This is a genomic window from Paraburkholderia lycopersici, from assembly GCF_900096975.1.
In the GTDB taxonomy this organism is placed as follows: domain Bacteria; phylum Pseudomonadota; class Gammaproteobacteria; order Burkholderiales; family Burkholderiaceae; genus Paraburkholderia; species Paraburkholderia lycopersici.
Window position 1 is genome coordinate 97,180 of record NZ_FMYQ01000004.1, and the last position, 16,021, is coordinate 113,200.

Genomic DNA, 16,021 nt, shown 5'->3' on the forward strand with positions numbered 1-16,021 from the left:
CGGGGGAGCGGCGTGCGCCTTCGCGAGGGCGTACTCACCGATACCGGTTGCGTAGAGGAGGGCGAGTCGTATAATAAGCACGCTTACGATTACAACGCAACGCGCTCCGCCCCCAATCACAATGACCGCAGTCATGCAGGACGGCTCCGCCGCGCAGCATCGGGCGGACTCAGACAAGGAAGCCCCGCTCAACCGCGGCATGATCACACTCTCGATCATGCTCGCCACGCTGATGCAGACGCTCGACAGCACGATCGCCAACGTCGCGCTGCCGCACATGCAGGGCACGCTGTCCGCGTCCCAGGACGAGATCACGTGGGTGCTCACCTCATATATCGTCGCGGCGGCCATCGCCACGCCGCTTACGGGCTGGCTTGCCGACCGTTACGGCGTAAAGCGGCTGCTCGGTGTGGCGATTGCGGGATTTACCGTGGCCTCGGCCTTGTGCGGCCTTTCCGAAACGCTGGGCGAGATCGTCGCGTCGCGGCTTTTGCAGGGTGTGTTCGGCGCGTCGCTCGTGCCGCTCTCGCAGTCCATTCTTCTCGACATCAACCCGCGCGAGCGCCAGGGGCAGGCCATGGCGGTCTGGGGCATGGGCGTGATGGTCGGGCCCGTGCTCGGGCCCACGCTGGGCGGCTGGCTCACCGATAGCTACAACTGGCGCTGGGTATTCTTCATCAACGTGCCCGTGGGCGTCTTTGCATTCTTCGGCGTTTCGACTTTCCTGCCCGCGCGCGAGCCGGGCCGCCAACAGCGCTTCGACGTCTTCGGCTTCGCCACGCTCGCGCTCGCCATCGGCGCGCTGCAGGCCCTGCTCGACCGCGGCGAGCAACTCGACTGGTTCGGTTCGCTCGAAATACGCGTCGAAGCGCTGGTTGCGGTCATCGCGTTTGCATTTTTCATTGTGCACACAGCGACTTCGGGCCCCGGTACGTTCTTTCGCTATCAACTGCTCAAGGACCGCAACTTCGCGACGGGCACGTTATTCATCTTCGTGATCGGCGCGGTGCTCTACGCGACGCGGGCGCTTCTGCCGCCCATGCTGCAGAACCTCATGGGCTATCCGGTCGCCACCACGGGTCTCGTTACGGCGCCGAGCGGCGCGGGCACCATGATCGCCATGCTGATCGCCGGGCGCATACTGAAGCGCGTGGACGCGCGCGCCATGCTGCTGTTCGGCTTCATGGTTTCCGCGTACGCGCTCTGGCAGATGATGCAGTACACGCTCGTGCTTTCGGCCTCGGATATCGTGTGGCCGGGCGTGGTGCAGGGCTTCGGCCTTGGTTTCGTGTTCGTGCCGCTTTCGGCGCTGACTTTCTCGACGCTTACGCCGCAGTTGCGCGCGGACGGCACCGCCACTTATAGCCTCATGCGCAACATCGGCAGCAGTATCGGTATTTCGATCGTGCAGACGTTCGTCACGCGCGGCACGCAGATCGCTCATGCCGACCTCGCCGCCAACATCACGCCCTTCAATCCCGCAGTCCAGACAATGCTCGAAAGCGGTTCGCGGTACGATCTCGCCGTGCTCAATCAGTCGATCACGCAGCAGGCCCAGATGATCGCGTATCTGAACGACTTCAAGATGATGTTCGTGGCCACGCTGCTTGTGATTCCGCTGCTCTTCCTGATCCGGACCAACTCGAACGCCGCTGCCGCCGATACGAGCCACGCGGCGATGGATTAGGCCGTTTCCGCGCCTTTTTTTTCGCTCAGGCGCGCGGCGGGTCCGCGCGCTTTGCATTCAAGAACCTCCATGCTTTCCGCCGTCTCCATTCTCCTGCCCGTTTTCGGCCTCATCTTCGCGGGCTTCGCCTGCCGTCGCGCGAATGTCCTCGGACCCGCCGCCGCATCGGAACTGAACCGCTTCGTCGTCTGGCTCGCGCTGCCCGCGCTGCTTTTCGATATCCTTGCGCACGCAACGTGGCACGAGCTGTTTCAGCCCGCATTCGTCGCGGCGTTTGGTCTTGCGGGACTTGCGGTATTCGCCGCCGTGGTGGGCGCGCGCGTGTTTCTCGGCCGGCCGCTCGCGGATGCGAGCATCGACGGCCTCGCCGCCGCCTATCCGAATACGGGCTACGTGGGTTTTCCGCTGTGCATGATCGCGTTCGGACCGTCGAGTCTCACGGCCACGACCCTCGCGACGATACTCGTTGTCTGCGTGCTGTTCGCCATCGCCATCGTGCTGATCGAGACGGGGCTGCAAAGCGAGCGGCGTCCGCATCGGCTCGCCATCAAGGTCGTGCGTTCGCTGTTGCGCAATCCTCTCCTGGTGGCGCCCGCGCTGGGCGCGATCGTTTCGGCCGCGCATGTCACGCTGCCCGCGAGCGCGGAAACGTTCCTCAAGCTCCTTGGCAGCGCGGCGAGCCCGTGCGCGCTCGTGAGCCTCGGCCTTTTTCTGGCGGAGCGTCGCACGAGCGGCGCCGCGCCGCGCGAGTCCTCGTGGTGGCTCACACTCGGCAAGCTCGCCGTGCAGCCGCTGCTTACCTGGTGGCTCGCCGACCGCGTGTTCGCGCTGCCGGCTCAACTGGTGGAAATCGCCGTGCTGCTCGCCGCGTTGCCTACGGGCACGGGTCCGTTCATGCTCGCCGAGTACTATCGGCGCGAGGCACACGTGACCTCGCGCACGATCCTGCATTCCACGATCGGCTCGCTCGTCACGCTCACGCTGATTCTGCTGCATCTGCACCATGGCTGAGGCAACGGGCCGCGAGGCTGCGCCGGCGCGGCACGATGCTTGCTGCACCAAGGCCATAACCATCGATCAGGAGAATTGACGATGAACTGGCTTCGACATATCGGCGCGGCGCGTGTCCCGCTCGTCATCGCTGTTTTCCTCGCTGCGGCGGGTACCGGTGCCTGCACGCTGGGCGGCGCGGCCGCGGGCGGCTATGTCGGCAACAAGGCGACCAACGGCAGCGCGGTCGGCACCGTGGGCGGCGCGGTCGCAGGCGGCGTGATCGGGCACGAGCTTGGCAAGTAGCCCGCACGCGGCCCGACAAAAAAACGGCGGGCGTGTGCCCGCCGTCGTCATTTCGGTCGGCGCTCGCCGGTCTTCACTTCACGGCGCCAAGCGCCAGCCCCTTCACCATGTAGCGCTGCAACCAGGCGAACACTACCGAAACCGGCAGCGTGGCCGCCAGGGTGGCCGCCATGACGAGCTGCCATTCCACGGTGTACTTGCCGGCCACCATGTCGGTGACCTGCACCGTGAGCGTCTTGTTTTCCGGCGAGCGGATCAACGTATAGACCACGGCGAATTCGTTCCACGCGCTGATGAACGTGAAGATCGCCGTCACCACCACGGCCGGGACCGCGAGCGGCAGGAACACGCGGAAGACCGCGCCGGTGCGGCTGCATCCTTCGAGCCACGCCGATTCTTCGAGGTCGCGCGGCACGGTCTGGAAATACGACGAGAGCATCCACACGGCAAACGCGATGTTGAATGCCGCGTACGACACGATCACGCCGATCTTCGAATCGACGAGATTGCCGTCGCCATATGGAATCATCGCGGCGAGGCGGAACAGGCCCACGACGAGCAGGATGGGCGAGAGCATTTGCGTGACCAGCAGGAACTGCCGGTAGAGGCCGCGCCCGCGGAACGGAAAACGCGCGAGCGCATAGGCGGCCGGCAGGCTCACGGCGAGTGCGAGCGCGGTGGAAAGGCAGCTCACGACAATGCTGTTGCGCAGCGCGACGCCGAAGTTCGCGGCCTGCCACATATCGACGTAGTTCTGCCAACGCCATTGCATGGGCAGCCAGCGCGCGGGGTAGACGAACACCTCCGAAGCGGGCTTGAACGAGGTGAAGAACATCACGGCGAACGGAAACAGCACGGCTACGACGAGCGGTGAAAGCGCAAGCCAGCACCAGATCGAGCGTTTGAGCTTGCGGTTCATGCGAGGTCTCCTTCTGCGTTGCCACGTCTGGCCTGCAAGCGCAGGTAGACCACCGAGAATGCGAACAGGATGACGAGCATGATGAGCGAGACCGCGGCCGCTTCGCCTGGTCGTCCCAGGCGGAAGCCCAGTTCGTAAAGGTAAGTGACGAGAATATGCGTGCTGTCGTCGGGGCCGCCTTGCGTCATCACCCAGATGATCGGAAACGAGTTGAACACGTAGATCACGTTCAGCAGGATCGCCATGTTGATGAACGGCTTGAGCAACGGCAGCGTGAGCTTGCGGAACTGCTGCCACGCGCTTGCGCCGTCGATGCGCGCGGCTTCGTAGATGTCGCCCGGCACCGAGGAAAGGCCGCCGAGCAGGATCGTCGTGGTAAACGGTATCGACACGAGGATGCCCACGCAAATCTCGACGGGGAACGCATATTCGGGTGTCGCGAGCCAGTGAATCGGTCCGGAGGTCAGGCCGAGCCGTTGCAGCGTGACGTTGACCATGCCGTAGTCGTCGTTGAACGCCCAGCGCCACACCACGGCGGTCATGGTGAGCGAGACGGACCACGGCAGCATGACGATGGTGCGCGCAATGCCGCGACCGTAGAAGTCCTGATTGAGCACGAGCGCGACCGGCACGGAAATGAGCACCGTGCCCACCACGACGAAGAATGTCCAGATCAGCGTGTTCCTGAGGGCGCTCATGAACACCGGATCGCCGAACACGTTATAGAAGTTCTGCAGGCCGCTGAAATCGCGGATCTGCCCGAAGCGCGATACATCGTGCAGCGACTGGTAGACGATGTTGAAGATCGGATAGCTGATGATGAACAGCGCGAGCACGAGACTCGGCACGATCAGGAGCCAGGGTGCGCGGGGCGCGGCAACGGCGCGGGGTAGTCGGCTCATGCGGGTTCGTGCGCGTGATCGGTCGGGGGCGTCGCCGGCCGGCGCGGCGGCGGGCGAGGGTTTCAGGGGACCCGTAGTCATGTCGAATCGTCAGTGCTTCGAAACGTCGGTTCTCAGGCGTTCCGGCACGCGCCGCGGAGTTCGGGGCGCGCGCCGGTCTCGCCGTACAGATGAGGCTCGAATGAGGCTTACTTGCCGAGCGACTTGTTCGCTTCCGTGGCCGCCTGGTTCAGCGCGTCGGCCGGCTTGGCCTTGCCGAGGTAGATCGACTGCATTGCGTTGGTCACGGCCTTCGCGGTGTCCTCCCAGCCCGTCACGGTCGGCGCGAACTTCGCGTGCGGCAGCAGCGCGATGAATGCCTTCGTGTCGGGGTCCTGGAACGCCGGATCGGTCGCCTCCGCCTTCGTGGTCGGCAGGAAGCCTTCCGTGCTCGTGAACTCCACGCGCGGTTCCTTCGTGAACAGATAGTCGAGGAACTTCCAGGCGCTCTTCTTCGCCTTCGAGTTCTTGAACATCATGATCGAGTCGGTCACCGCGTAGGTGGCGGGCGTCGTTGCCACGGGGATCGGATCGATGCCGTACTTGATGTTCGGTGCTTCCTTCTTCAACTGCTTGGCGAGGAACGGCGCCGAGATCATCATCGCCACGCGGCCCTGCTTGAAGAGGTTCTGCACGTCTTCGCGGCTGTAACCCGTCACGCCCGGCTGGGTGAGACCGTCGTCGATCATCGTCTTGTAGAGCGTGGCGGCCTTCACGCCAGCGGGCGAGTTGAACGCGGCCTTGCCGTCCTTGCCTACCACTTCGCCGCCGTGGGTCCACAGCGCGTAGTAGTAGTACACGTCGGTTTCGATTTCCTTGCCTTGCAGGCCGAAGCCGGCGATGCCCTTCGCCTTGAGCTTCTTCGAGGCGTCGATCACGTCGTTCCAGGTCTTCGGACCATTCGGATAACCAACGGAAGCGAGCATGTCTTTGCTGTAGTACAGCGCGCGCGCCGAAGCGGCGATCGGCAGGCCGTAGATCTTGCCGTTGATTTCGCCCGGAGCGAGGAACGGACCGATGAAGCGCGCCTTGAAGTTCGCATCCATGTACGGGTCGAGCGGCTCGGCAATGTCGTCCTTCACGAAGTCGAGCAGCCAGCGCGTGCCGATGATGGCGAGGTCGGCATTGGCGCCGCCGGAAATGTCCGTTTGCAGCTTCTGTTGCAGCGAATCCCAGTTCACGTCTTCGATCTTGACCGTGATGCCGGGGTTGGCGGCCTCGAACTGCTTGGCCATTTTCTCGAAGTACGGGGCCGTGGCGTCGCTGTAGTGCGCGACGGTCACGCGAACCGTATCGGCATGCGCCGCGGCGGTGATGCCCGCAAATGCGAGCGCGACGGCGAGCTTGCCGAGCGTGGTGGTTGCACGTGCCTGAAACGACATTCTCTCTCTCCTGGGTGGTTTTCCTGCTTATGCCGCCGCCGTGACCCGGCCGCTGGGTTGCGTTGTTTGAAAAAATCCTACAGGATGAAAAAAGCGTTGTCACCTGGTAATCCCGATATTGTTTTGCGCGCCGTTATTTGCATAACATGCTGTAAAACAGGGGAAATTCATGCGGTGCAGCAGCGTGGAACGATTCGTGTAAACCCGTATGGGATAGCCGCGCCCCATTCATATGTAGGAAATTTTCAGGTTCGCTGGCATGAGCGGCGGACCGCACGGAGGATCGAGATGAGCCGGGTCGTGCTGGTGACGGGTGCGTGCGGCGGCATAGGCCGCGCGCTGTGCAAGCGGTTTCTCGACGCGGGCGACACGGTGCTCGCGCTCGATCGCGACGCTGCGGGCGTGCAGCAGCTCGCGGGCGATTTCGGCGCCGCGCGTCTCGAAGCGTTCGCGGCCGATGTGAGCGATCAGGCCGCGGTGACCGACGCCGTGGCGCGCGGCGTGGCGGCGCGCGGACCCGTGGACGTGGCGGTGGCGAATGCGGGCGGCGCGCTCGGCACCACGCTCGCGCACACCGACGCGGCGAGCTGGCGTCGCGACGTCGAGCTGAACCTGAACGGGACCTACTATACGGTCGAAGCCGTGCGGGCCTCGATGATCGAACGCAGGCGCGGCGCACTCGTGCTGATCGGCTCGGTGAACGGCCTCACGGCGCTCGGCCATCCCGCGTACAGCGTGGCGAAGGCGGGCCTCGTGAGCTACACGAAAGCGCTCGCCATGGAGCTGGGACCGCACGGCATACGCGCGAACATCGTTTGCCCCGGCACCGTGAAGACGCCTGCGTGGCGCATGCGTGTCGAGCGGCATCCGAAGATATTCGAAGAACTAAGCAAATGGTATCCGCTCGGCGACGTGGCCACGCCCGAGGATATTGCCGACGCCGTGCAGTTTCTCGCCTCGCCGCGAGCGCGGGTGATTACGGGCGTGGCGCTGCCCGTGGACGCAGGTCTCATGGCGGGCAACCGGCTGATGGCCAACGAATTGACGCTCGATCCGTTCTGAGTCGCGCACGCAACGTAGAACGCAATCTCGATCACATGGCGGCACCCATCTACGCAAGCATTCAGGCAAACGAGGAAAGCATGGCAGCGGTACAACTGAACGGCATCTACAAGCGCTATGGCGATACCCAGGTCGTGCACGGCGTCGATCTCGACATCGAAGACGGCGAATTCGTCGTGCTGGTCGGGCCTTCGGGCTGCGGCAAGACTACGTTGATGCGCATGATCGCCGGTCTCGAGGACATCTCCGGCGGCGACCTTACGATCGGCGGCGCGCGCGCTAACGCGTTGCCGCCGCAGCAGCGCAATGTATCGATGGTGTTCCAGAGCTACGCGCTCTACCCGCATCTCTCGGTGTACGACAACATCGCATTCGGCCCGCGCATTCGCAAGGAGCGCGAAACCGCGTTCAAGCCGCGTATCGAGGCGGCCGCGAAAATGCTCAACCTCTCGGGCTATCTGGAGCGCTTGCCGCGCGCGCTCTCGGGCGGCCAGCGCCAGCGCGTCGCCATGGGCCGCGCCGTGGTGCGCGAGCCGGCGCTTTTCCTCTTCGACGAACCGCTTTCGAACCTCGACGCCAAGCTGCGCGTGCAGATGCGCACCGAAATCAAGGCCCTGCACCAGCGCCTGCGCAACACGGTGGTGTACGTCACGCACGACCAGATCGAGGCGATGACGATGGCCGACCGCATCGTCGTGATGAACGCGGGGCGCATCGAACAGATCGGGCGGCCGCTCGATCTGTACGACAAGCCGGGCAACCTGTTCGTGGCGAGCTTCCTCGGCTCGCCCTCGATGAACTTCGCCGAGGGCACGGTGATGAGCGACGCGCGCGGCACGGCGCTCGTGCTCGAAGACGGCGTGCGCATCGCCTTGCCGGAAGGCCGGGCGCGGGCCGGCGCGCGCGTGACGCTCGGCGTGCGTCCCGAGCACATCGAAGCGGGCGGCGACGTGCCGTTCAACGTCGAAGTGATCGAGCCGACTGGCGCGGAGACCCATTTGTACGGGAAAATAGGCGGCACGACATGGTGCGTCACCACGCGCGCGCGCCCGGATGTTTCGCCGGGGCAGCGCATGACGCTGGGTTTGCCTCTGGCGCACCTGCATCTGTTCGATACCGAAAGCGGCAAGCGGCTCGATTGAAGCGGAAGCTCGCATCGAAACTGGATAGCGGGCGCCTCGTACCTTTCACGGGAAAAACAGCTTGCCGGTCTCCAACCTCATTCATCACATCCGCAACGTCGCGGAGTCGCTGCGTCCCGCCGAGCGCAAGGTCGCGGAGATGGTGCTCGCCGACATCGACTTCGCCATGCGCGCGAGCATCACCGAGCTTGCCTTGCGCGCAGACGTGTCCGAGCCTTCCGTCACGCGCTTTTGCCGGGCGGTGGGCGCGCACGGCCTGCGCGACTTCAAGATGCGGCTCGCGCAGAGCGCGGCGGGCAACGTGCCCTTCGCGCTGGCCACGGAGATGACGAGCGGCGAGGCGGGCGGCGCCGGGTGGGCGGGCGAAGTCGGCACGTTGCTCGACAAGGTCACCGAGTCGGTCGTGCAGGGCGTGACGCATGCGCGCGCCTCGCTCGACCCGGCCGTGTTCGAGGCCGCGGTGGCCGCGCTCGGCAGCGCGAGGCGCGTGTACTTCTTCGGCGTGGGCGCGGGCTCGGGGCTCGTCGCGCAAGACGCGGCATTGCGCATGCTGCGGCTCGACATCGCGGCAAGCGCTTTCACGGACGCGCATCTGCAACGCCTGTATGCCGCGCTGCTCGAACCGGGCGACGTGGCGTTCGCGATCTCGCAGTCGGGGCGCAGCGTGGAAGTCAACGAGAGCATCCAGATCGCGAAGGAGCGCGGCGCCACGACCATTGCGCTGACTAGCGCAGGATCGCGTCTCGCGTGGGTGGTCGACATTCCGCTCTTGCTGCGCCTGCCGGCGGCGGCGGATGCGCATGCGCCCGCCGTCGTGCGCATCGCGCATCTGGCGGTGCTCGATGCGCTCGCGCTCGGCGTGTCGCTCGGGCTCGGGCCGAAGGCGCTCGCCAAGATGCGCGACGCGCAGGCGCGCAGCGACGGCGAGAGCGGCAGCACGGCGGACGTCGCGTCGCCATCCCGCGATGCCTGAAGCGGCGCGCGCTCAACAGCCTGCGCGCTTCGTCAGCCTCGCCGGCATGGTGTCCGGCACCATCGTGAACGCCTGCACTTCCTGAATCTTCGCGGGGTCGATCGCCAGTTCGATCGTGAACGACTTCATCAGCATCGAGAGCGCGAGGCGCATTTCCACCGTCGCGAGATGGCGGCCGGGACACACGCGCGGACCCGCGCCGAACTGCAGATAAGCGCGCACGTCGTGGGCTTTTTCATCGGATTCGCGTCCTGCATGCTTCATCCAGCGCCACGGGTCGTAGCGTTGCGGGTCGGCAAAGTGCTTTGCGTCGAGCATCGCCGGGCGCGCCACGAAGAACATGCGCGTGCCCTTGGGCAGCGCGACGTCGCCCACGACCACGTCTTCGAGCGGCTCGAACGAATGCACGGACGCCACCGGGCGCAGGCGCGTCGCTTCGATACAGATCGCTTCGAAAATATCGAGCGCTTTCAACGTCGCATAGTCGGGGCACACCGGAGATGCGCCGAGAACGCGCTGCGCTTCGTCGCCGAGATGGCGCTGCAACGGCGCATCGGCGGCGAGATAGGGCAGCGTCCACGCAATCGAATCGGCGGTCGTATCCTCGCCGGCGAGCAGGAGCGTCAGCACGTTGGCGCGGATCTGCGCGTCGGTGATCGTCGCGGTGCCGTCTTGCGCCTGCTGCTGCGCGAGCATCGCTTCGAGCAGGTTGCGCGGCGTTTGCGCGGGCTCGTCGCGCATGCGCTCGCGGGCGCGCGCCATCATCGCGTCTGCATGGCGATGCACCTGCGCGAGCGACCGTTCGAGCTTGCGGTCCGACGGCAGCCGGACGTAGCGCCAGTACGGAAAGAGCGCATTGGTGCGGCTCATCACGCCCGGCAGAATGCGCTCCAGATGCTCCTGAATCACGTCGCGATCGCGCTCGAGCGTGCGCGGGTCTTCGCCGAATGCGAGCGCGCTCGTCACGTCCACCGTGTAGCGCTTGAGGTCGTCGGTCATCTCCACGATCTCGCCGCGTTCGGCCGCGCGTTGCCAGCGTGCGTGCAGGCGCCCGGTGATGTCGGCGAGCGTGGGGTAGAACGCCTTGATGTTGGGAATGGAAAGCGCCTGCATCACGAGCTTGCGCTGCGGCTCCCACGCCACGCCCTCAGCCGAGAAAAGGCCGTTGAAGCCCATCTCCTCGAACACGGCTTCGATCGGCTGATAACGCCGGAAGCGATGCGGCCGCTCGCGCATGATTTGCTGGACCAGTTCGGGGTCCGTCCAGATCGTGATGGGGATGCTGCCCACCTGGAAGCGGTAGGGCGCGCCGAGTTCGGCGGCCCAGCGCTCGAGGATCAGATGCAGCCGCGGCGGCGAGAGCTGGAGCAAATTGCCGAGCAGCGGCAGGCCGCGCGGGCAGGGCAGATCGGCGACCTGGCGCAGCGCCCGGGCGGGGAAAGCGGTGCTCATAGGCGGTCCTCGTTGGGTGAGCGTGTCGTTTCTCGTCTCGCGCGGCAGGCGATCATGGCGGCGCGGCCGGCGCGCCCTCCACGTAGCCGAAGCGCCGCGAAAGGCGCGCCGCGGCGGCGATCAGCCGTTGCGCGGCCGTGCCCTCGCGCGCGATGTCGAGACTGCCCGAAGGCCCCATCACCGCGAGCACGAGGCAGACGCTGCCAGTATGGTCGAACACGGGCGCCGCGACCGTGCTGATGCCGGGAACGGGCTTGTCGAGCGCCGTGTCCACGCCCTGCGCGCGAATCGCGGCGAGCCGCGCGAGGAAGTCGGCGCGCGCGCCCTCGCGCGGCGGCGCGCCCGCGAGCCGCAGTTCGTCCTGCGCGAGCAGCGCCGCGCGCACGTCGTCGTCGACCCATGCGGCGAACACGCGGCCGATGGCCGTATTCACGAGCGACATCACCGTGCCCGGGCGCAGGCTCACGTGCAGCGGCAGCGCCGACTCCTCGAGGCGCACGACGGTCGGGCCGAGCGGCCCCGGCACCGCGAGCGCCACGCTCATGGCCGTGGCGGCGGCGAGGTCGATCAGTTCGGCGTCGGCTTCGCGCACGGGCGAGAGGCGCGCCAGGCCGATCAGGCCGAGTTCGAGGCCGAGCGGCCCGACCTCGTAGCGGCCCACCGCGTCGCGCGCCAGCAGGCCGATCTTCTGCAGGCTCACGAGGTGCGGAAAGGCCTTGGCGGGCGCCATGCCGGCGGCGGCGGCAAGGTCGCGCAGCGGCAGCGGCGTGCCCGCCGCGACGAGCGCGGCGAGCAGGTCGCCCGTGACGTCGAGGGACTGGATGCCGCGTTGAGGCTTGCCGGCGGCTTCGGGCGCGGCGTTTTCGTTCGCGGTGTCCATTGCGTCGCCGCGCGGGGTCGAGGCGCTTACTCGGGGCATGTCGGGGTCGAGGGGAAGGCGGCCGCGGCGATTTCGGCAGCGGCGTTGAGCAGCGCGCGCACGACCGCGCCGTCCGGGCGCACGTCGAGCGCGCCGGTCGCGCCGATGGCGGTGAGCGTGAGGCTCAGTTCGCGCTGCGGGCCGAGCACGGGTACGCAAACACTGCTCACGCCGGGGCTGGGCGCGTCGATGCCGGATTCGTAGCCGCGCGCGCGGATGGCGTCGAGCGATTCGACGAAGGCGGCCTCGGGCAGGGGCGTTCCCGCGGGTTCCTGCGACGCCGCTGTCGTTTGGGGGGCGGCATTGCCGGTGCCGCGCCATACCGGCTGCGCCGTTTGCGTCGCCCATAGCGTTTCGAGCGCCCCGGGCGCGAGAAACGCGCAGAAGACACGCCCCGTGGACGTGGCCCGCAGCGACATCACCGTGCCTACATGCAGGTTCACGTGCAGCGGCAGGCTCGCGTGCTCGTAGCGCACGATGGTCGGCCCCTGCGGCCCCGCAATGCACAGCGCGACGCTGCAGTTGAGCGATTGCGCGAGCGCCGCCGCGCGCGGCACGGCTTCGCGCAGCGCGGGCTGCTGCGCGAGGTGCAGCAGCCCGAGGCGCAGCGCGAGCGGGCCGGGCTCGTAGCGCCCGGAAAGCGCGTCGCGCTTGATGAGGCCGAGCCGCGTGAGGCTCACGAGATAGGCATGCGCCTGGCTCGACGGAATGTCGCCGCTCGCCGCGAGATCGGTGGGTGCGAGCGGCGCGCGCGCCTTCGCCAGCGCGCGCAACAGGCGGCCGCCCACCTCGACGCTCTGGATGCCGCGCTGTGCGCGGCCAGGCGCCGCGTTCCCCTCCGGCGCGGACGCGGCGCTGTCGTCGCGAGGTCTCATTGGCGCTTTTCTCTGGCTGAAAAAGGGTCCATGTTAACTGAACGGCGGCGCCGGTCGCGACGCGTTTACGCGGTGCGGCGCAGTGCCTATAAATTAGTGTATAGCGATTTGGTTTGCCATTGACAAATAAAAGTCGGGGCGCCATGATGGCTTCACCCCGGCACGACAGCGGTCCAGTTCTTCCATTCCAAACGGGGCGAGACAACCAGGCTGGCGCGCTCCGCGCCCGGCCCCTGCGCGCTTCGCCCCGCCCGGCTCAAGAGCCCCTCGATACGGAGACTCAGCATGGCAAAGGCGTTCGCATCCCAGGCAGACCTCGAAGAAAAGAAGGTCACGTTCACGCAACTTTCGGAAAACGCATACGCGTACACCACGGAAGGCGACCCGAACTCGGGCGTCATCGTCGGCGACGACGGCGTGCTGATCGTCGACACGACGGCTACGCCCGCCATGGCGCAGGATCTCATCGCGAAGATCCGCGGTATCACCGACAAGCCCATCAAGTATGTCGTGCTCTCGCACTATCACGCGGTGCGCGTGCTCGGCGCGTCGGCGTATTTCAAGGAAGGCGCGCAGCAGATCATCGCGAGCCGGGGCACGTATGAAATGATCGTCGAGCGCGGCGAAGCCGACATGAAGTCGGAAATCGAGCGCTTCCCGCGCCTCTTCGCGGGTGTCGAGACGGTGCCGGGCCTCACGTGGCCCACGCTCGTGTTCGACAAGGAAATCACGCTGTTCCTCGGCAAGCTCGAAGTGAAGATCGCGCACCTGGGCTCGGGCCACACGAAGGGCGACACGGTGGTGTGGCTGCCCTCGCAGAAAGTGCTGTTCTCGGGCGATCTCGTCGAATACGACGCGGCCTGCTATTGCGGCGACGCCCAGCTTGCCGAGTGGCCCGCCACGCTCGAAGCGCTGCGCGCGCTCGGGCCCGAGAAGCTCGTGCCGGGCCGCGGCCCCGCGTTGCTCGACCCGGCGGAGGTCAACAAGGGGCTCGACTACACGAAGGACTTCGTGATGACGCTGCTCGCGCAAGGCCGCGCCGCGGTGGAGCAGAAGCTCGACCTGAAGGGCGCGATGTCGCTCACGCGCCGGGCGATGGACCCGAAGTTCGGCCACGTGTTCATCTACGAGCATTGCCTGCCGTTCGACGTGACGCGCGCTTACGACGAGGCGAGCGGCATCACGCATCCGCGCATCTGGACGGCGCAGCGCGACAAGGAGATGTGGGACGCGTTGCAGGATTGAACCGCGACCGGCAGCGGCATGGGACCGGAGTCGCGCCTCGGCGCCGACTCCGGCCGACAGGAGACAAAACGATGATCGACTATCAGACGCTGACCTTCGACTATGCGCGATGCAGCGATCAGGCCCCGGACGCCGCCGCCTGCGTGCGTCCGGTCGTGGTGGTCGGCGCGGGGCCGGTGGGCCTCGCGACGGCCATCGACCTCGCGCGCCAGGGCGTCCAGGTGGTCCTCGTGGACGACGACTGCACGCTTTCCACGGGTTCGCGTGCCATCTGCTTTTCCAAGCGTTCGCTCGATATTTTCGACCGTCTCGGCTGCGGCGAGCGCATGGTCGGGAAGGGCGTGAGCTGGAGCGTGGGCAAGGTGTTCCGCAAGGACGAGCTCGTCTATACGTTCGACCTGTTGCCCGAAAGCGGTCATCGCCGGCCTGCGTTCGTGAATCTGCAGCAGTACTACGTGGAAGGCTTCCTGCTCGAACGCGCGCAGGCATTGCCCAACCTCGAAATCCGCTGGAAAAACCAGGTGACGGGCATCGCGCAGCGCGGCACGCCGGGCTCGAACGAGGCGCACGTCGCGCTCGAAATCGAAACGCCCGACGGCCCGTACACGCTGCTCGCGCGCTACGTGGTGGCTGCCGACGGCTCGCGCAGCCCGCTGCGCAAGCTGCTCGGCCTCGACAGCCACGGCCGCACGTTCAAGGACCGCTTCCTCATCGCCGACGTGAAGATGGAAGCCGACTTCCCCACCGAGCGCTGGTTCTGGTTCGATCCGCCGTTCCATCCGAACCAGTCGGTGCTGCTGCATCGCCAGCCCGACAACGTCTGGCGCATCGACTTCCAGCTCGGCTGGGACGCCGACCCGGTGCTCGAAAAAACGCCCGAGCGCGTGATTCCGCGTGTGCGCGCGCTGCTTGGGCCCGACGTGAAGTTCGAGCTGGAGTGGGTGAGCATCTACACGTTCTCGTGCCTGCGCATGGACAGCTTCCGCCAGGGCAACGTGCTGTTCGCGGGCGATTCGGCGCACCTCGTTTCGCCGTTCGGCGCGCGCGGCGCGAACAGCGGCTTCCAGGACGGCGAGAATCTCGCATGGAAGCTCGCGATGGTGCTCGGGAGCCACGCGCCCGACGCGCTGCTCGATACCTACGCAAGCGAGCGCGAATACGCAGCCGACGAGAACATTCGCAATTCCACGCGCTCCACCGACTTCATCACGCCGAAGAGCGCGGTGAGCCGCGTGTTCCGCGACGCTGTGCTCACGCTCGCGCGAGAGCATGCTTTCGCGCGGCAACTGGTGAACAGCGGCCGGCTTTCCGTGCCGGCGGTGCTGCGCGAGTCGACCTTGAACACGCCCGACGAGGACGCGTTCAGCGGCCAGATGGAGCCTGGTGCTTCGTGCGCGGATGCGCCGGTGCTCGACGCCTCCGGTCGCGAAAGCTGGCTTCTTCCGCACCTTGGCGATCAATTCGCGGGCCTCGTGTTCAGCCGCGCGGGCCCGGCGTTCGATACGGCGACGCTCGCCACGATGCAGGCGCTCGCGCGCGCGCCGGTGCCGCTCAAGTTCGTCGTCGTGCTCGACCGCGAAGCGGCGGTGCCCGCGGACCTGCCTGCGGCGACGGCCGTGCTGCGCGACGTGCAGGGTCTGGCGGCGCAGCGCTACGGCGCGCGGGATGGCGCGTTCTATCTCATCCGCCCGGACCAGCACGTGAGCGCACGCTGGCGGCGCGCCGATGCCGCGCGCGTGGAGCGCGCGCTCAAGCGGGCGCTGTGCGTTCAGGGCACGGCATAGGCGACAAGGAGAAGGAGACGACGATGCTCAACACGCAACCCAATCTGGCAAGGCCGGACGACTTCTACGAAGCGCTGATCGACATGCACCGCGACCTCGACGAAGCGCAGAGCCAGGCGGCCAACGCGCAACTGATCCTGCTGCTCGCGAATCACGTGGGAGAACACGAAACGCTGATGCAGGCGATCCGCTTCGCGCGCGCCGGCGTGAGCGCCGCGCCGGCGAGCGGCGGCGCGGCGGGAAAGCTTGCGGCATGAAAGCGCGGTGGCGCGCGGCAGGCGCAAGCGTGCCGCCGTCCAATGGCCGGGTTTTGAGGCACTTTTCGCGGTCGCAATCGTTTGCGT

15 protein-coding genes are annotated in these 16,021 nt (G+C 66.6%); 9 read left to right on the forward strand and 6 right to left on the reverse strand.

Annotated features, from left to right (window positions below; genetic code table 11):
* Nucleotides 1–199: 199 nt before the first annotated feature.
* The 3 genes from BLU17_RS06510 (at nt 200) to BLU17_RS06520 (ending at nt 2,983) form a co-directional block, all read left to right on the forward strand.
* The gene (locus BLU17_RS06510; protein ID WP_176928954.1) at nt 200–1,687 is read left to right on the forward strand and encodes a DHA2 family efflux MFS transporter permease subunit; all 1,488 of its coding nucleotides are present in this window, start codon (nt 200–202) and stop codon (nt 1,685–1,687) included.
* A gap of 69 nt (nt 1,688–1,756) precedes the next feature.
* Complete coding sequence (locus tag BLU17_RS06515; RefSeq protein WP_091995904.1) at nt 1,757–2,698, forward strand: AEC family transporter; 942 nt, start codon at nt 1,757–1,759, stop codon at nt 2,696–2,698.
* Nucleotides 2,699–2,779: 81 nt separating this feature from the next.
* Complete coding sequence (locus BLU17_RS06520; RefSeq protein WP_143189186.1) at nt 2,780–2,983, forward strand: glycine zipper 2TM domain-containing protein; 204 nt, start codon at nt 2,780–2,782, stop codon at nt 2,981–2,983.
* Nucleotides 2,984–3,056: 73 nt separating this feature from the next.
* On the opposite strand, the gene BLU17_RS06525 is transcribed toward BLU17_RS06520, so the two are convergent.
* The 3 genes from BLU17_RS06525 to BLU17_RS06535 all read right to left on the reverse strand — a co-directional run bounded on the left by BLU17_RS06525 (nt 3,057) and on the right by BLU17_RS06535 (nt 6,225).
* A complete protein-coding gene (locus BLU17_RS06525; protein WP_091995905.1) occupies nt 3,057–3,902 on the reverse strand; it encodes a carbohydrate ABC transporter permease in 846 nt (281 codons plus the stop codon).
* The gene (locus BLU17_RS06530) at nt 3,899–4,804 is read right to left on the reverse strand and encodes a carbohydrate ABC transporter permease (RefSeq protein WP_091995906.1); all 906 of its coding nucleotides are present in this window, start codon (nt 4,802–4,804) and stop codon (nt 3,899–3,901) included. The genes BLU17_RS06525 and BLU17_RS06530 overlap by 4 nt, the downstream gene beginning before the upstream one ends.
* A gap of 188 nt (nt 4,805–4,992) precedes the next feature.
* A complete protein-coding gene (locus BLU17_RS06535) occupies nt 4,993–6,225 on the reverse strand; it encodes an ABC transporter substrate-binding protein (RefSeq protein WP_091995907.1) in 1,233 nt (410 codons plus the stop codon).
* A 288-nt stretch (nt 6,226–6,513) separates the two neighbouring features.
* Here BLU17_RS06535 and BLU17_RS06540 point away from each other — a divergent pair, with 288 nt between their 5' ends.
* The 3 genes from BLU17_RS06540 to BLU17_RS06550 all read left to right on the forward strand — a co-directional run bounded on the left by BLU17_RS06540 (nt 6,514) and on the right by BLU17_RS06550 (nt 9,402).
* Nucleotides 6,514–7,287, forward strand: a complete 774-nt coding sequence (locus tag BLU17_RS06540) for an SDR family oxidoreductase (protein ID WP_091995908.1) — start codon at nt 6,514–6,516, stop codon at nt 7,285–7,287.
* A gap of 80 nt (nt 7,288–7,367) precedes the next feature.
* Nucleotides 7,368–8,429 carry an ABC transporter ATP-binding protein gene (locus BLU17_RS06545; protein ID WP_091996066.1) on the forward strand — a complete coding sequence of 354 codons (1,062 nt, stop codon included), beginning with the start codon at nt 7,368–7,370 and terminating at the stop codon, nt 8,427–8,429.
* 61 nt (nt 8,430–8,490) lie between these two features.
* Nucleotides 8,491–9,402: a MurR/RpiR family transcriptional regulator gene (locus BLU17_RS06550; RefSeq protein WP_091995909.1), complete on the forward strand. Its 912-nt coding sequence runs from the start codon at nt 8,491–8,493 to the stop codon at nt 9,400–9,402.
* A 12-nt stretch (nt 9,403–9,414) separates the two neighbouring features.
* Here the strand turns inward: BLU17_RS06550 and BLU17_RS06555 are convergent, their stop codons facing one another.
* From BLU17_RS06555 to BLU17_RS06565, 3 genes are read right to left on the reverse strand one after another with little or no spacing between them, the layout of a single operon-like run.
* Nucleotides 9,415–10,854: a cytochrome P450 gene (locus BLU17_RS06555; RefSeq protein ID WP_091995910.1), complete on the reverse strand. Its 1,440-nt coding sequence runs from the start codon at nt 10,852–10,854 to the stop codon at nt 9,415–9,417.
* 52 nt (nt 10,855–10,906) lie between these two features.
* Entirely contained in the window at nt 10,907–11,734 is an 828-nt protein-coding gene (locus BLU17_RS06560) for an IclR family transcriptional regulator (protein WP_091995911.1), read from the reverse strand.
* A gap of 26 nt (nt 11,735–11,760) precedes the next feature.
* Nucleotides 11,761–12,648: an IclR family transcriptional regulator gene (locus tag BLU17_RS06565; RefSeq protein ID WP_091995912.1), complete on the reverse strand. Its 888-nt coding sequence runs from the start codon at nt 12,646–12,648 to the stop codon at nt 11,761–11,763.
* A 285-nt stretch (nt 12,649–12,933) separates the two neighbouring features.
* Here BLU17_RS06565 and BLU17_RS06570 point away from each other — a divergent pair, with 285 nt between their 5' ends.
* The 3 genes from BLU17_RS06570 to BLU17_RS06580 all read left to right on the forward strand — a co-directional run bounded on the left by BLU17_RS06570 (nt 12,934) and on the right by BLU17_RS06580 (nt 15,934).
* Complete coding sequence (locus BLU17_RS06570) at nt 12,934–13,893, forward strand: MBL fold metallo-hydrolase (RefSeq protein ID WP_091995913.1); 960 nt, start codon at nt 12,934–12,936, stop codon at nt 13,891–13,893.
* A gap of 71 nt (nt 13,894–13,964) precedes the next feature.
* Complete coding sequence (locus BLU17_RS06575; protein WP_091995914.1) at nt 13,965–15,677, forward strand: FAD-dependent oxidoreductase; 1,713 nt, start codon at nt 13,965–13,967, stop codon at nt 15,675–15,677.
* 23 nt (nt 15,678–15,700) lie between these two features.
* Nucleotides 15,701–15,934, forward strand: a complete 234-nt coding sequence (locus tag BLU17_RS06580; protein ID WP_091995915.1) for a DUF2783 domain-containing protein — start codon at nt 15,701–15,703, stop codon at nt 15,932–15,934.
* The last annotated feature ends 87 nt before the right edge of the window (nt 15,935–16,021 follow it).

Coding starts and splice junctions, on each gene's coding strand:
- BLU17_RS06510 (WP_176928954.1), top strand. CDS start 200: ATGATCACACTCTCGATCATGCTCGCCACGCTGATGCAGACGCTCGAC.
- BLU17_RS06515 (WP_091995904.1), top strand. CDS start 1,757: ATGCTTTCCGCCGTCTCCATTCTCCTGCCCGTTTTCGGCCTCATCTTC.
- BLU17_RS06520 (WP_143189186.1), top strand. CDS start 2,780: ATGAACTGGCTTCGACATATCGGCGCGGCGCGTGTCCCGCTCGTCATC.
- BLU17_RS06525 (WP_091995905.1), bottom strand. CDS start 3,902: ATGAACCGCAAGCTCAAACGCTCGATCTGGTGCTGGCTTGCGCTTTCA.
- BLU17_RS06530 (WP_091995906.1), bottom strand. CDS start 4,804: ATGAGCCGACTACCCCGCGCCGTTGCCGCGCCCCGCGCACCCTGGCTC.
- BLU17_RS06535 (WP_091995907.1), bottom strand. CDS start 6,225: ATGTCGTTTCAGGCACGTGCAACCACCACGCTCGGCAAGCTCGCCGTC.
- BLU17_RS06540 (WP_091995908.1), top strand. CDS start 6,514: ATGAGCCGGGTCGTGCTGGTGACGGGTGCGTGCGGCGGCATAGGCCGC.
- BLU17_RS06545 (WP_091996066.1), top strand. CDS start 7,368: ATGGCAGCGGTACAACTGAACGGCATCTACAAGCGCTATGGCGATACC.
- BLU17_RS06555 (WP_091995910.1), bottom strand. CDS start 10,854: ATGAGCACCGCTTTCCCCGCCCGGGCGCTGCGCCAGGTCGCCGATCTG.
- BLU17_RS06560 (WP_091995911.1), bottom strand. CDS start 11,734: ATGGACACCGCGAACGAAAACGCCGCGCCCGAAGCCGCCGGCAAGCCT.
- BLU17_RS06565 (WP_091995912.1), bottom strand. CDS start 12,648: ATGAGACCTCGCGACGACAGCGCCGCGTCCGCGCCGGAGGGGAACGCG.
- BLU17_RS06570 (WP_091995913.1), top strand. CDS start 12,934: ATGGCAAAGGCGTTCGCATCCCAGGCAGACCTCGAAGAAAAGAAGGTC.
- BLU17_RS06575 (WP_091995914.1), top strand. CDS start 13,965: ATGATCGACTATCAGACGCTGACCTTCGACTATGCGCGATGCAGCGAT.
- BLU17_RS06580 (WP_091995915.1), top strand. CDS start 15,701: ATGCTCAACACGCAACCCAATCTGGCAAGGCCGGACGACTTCTACGAA.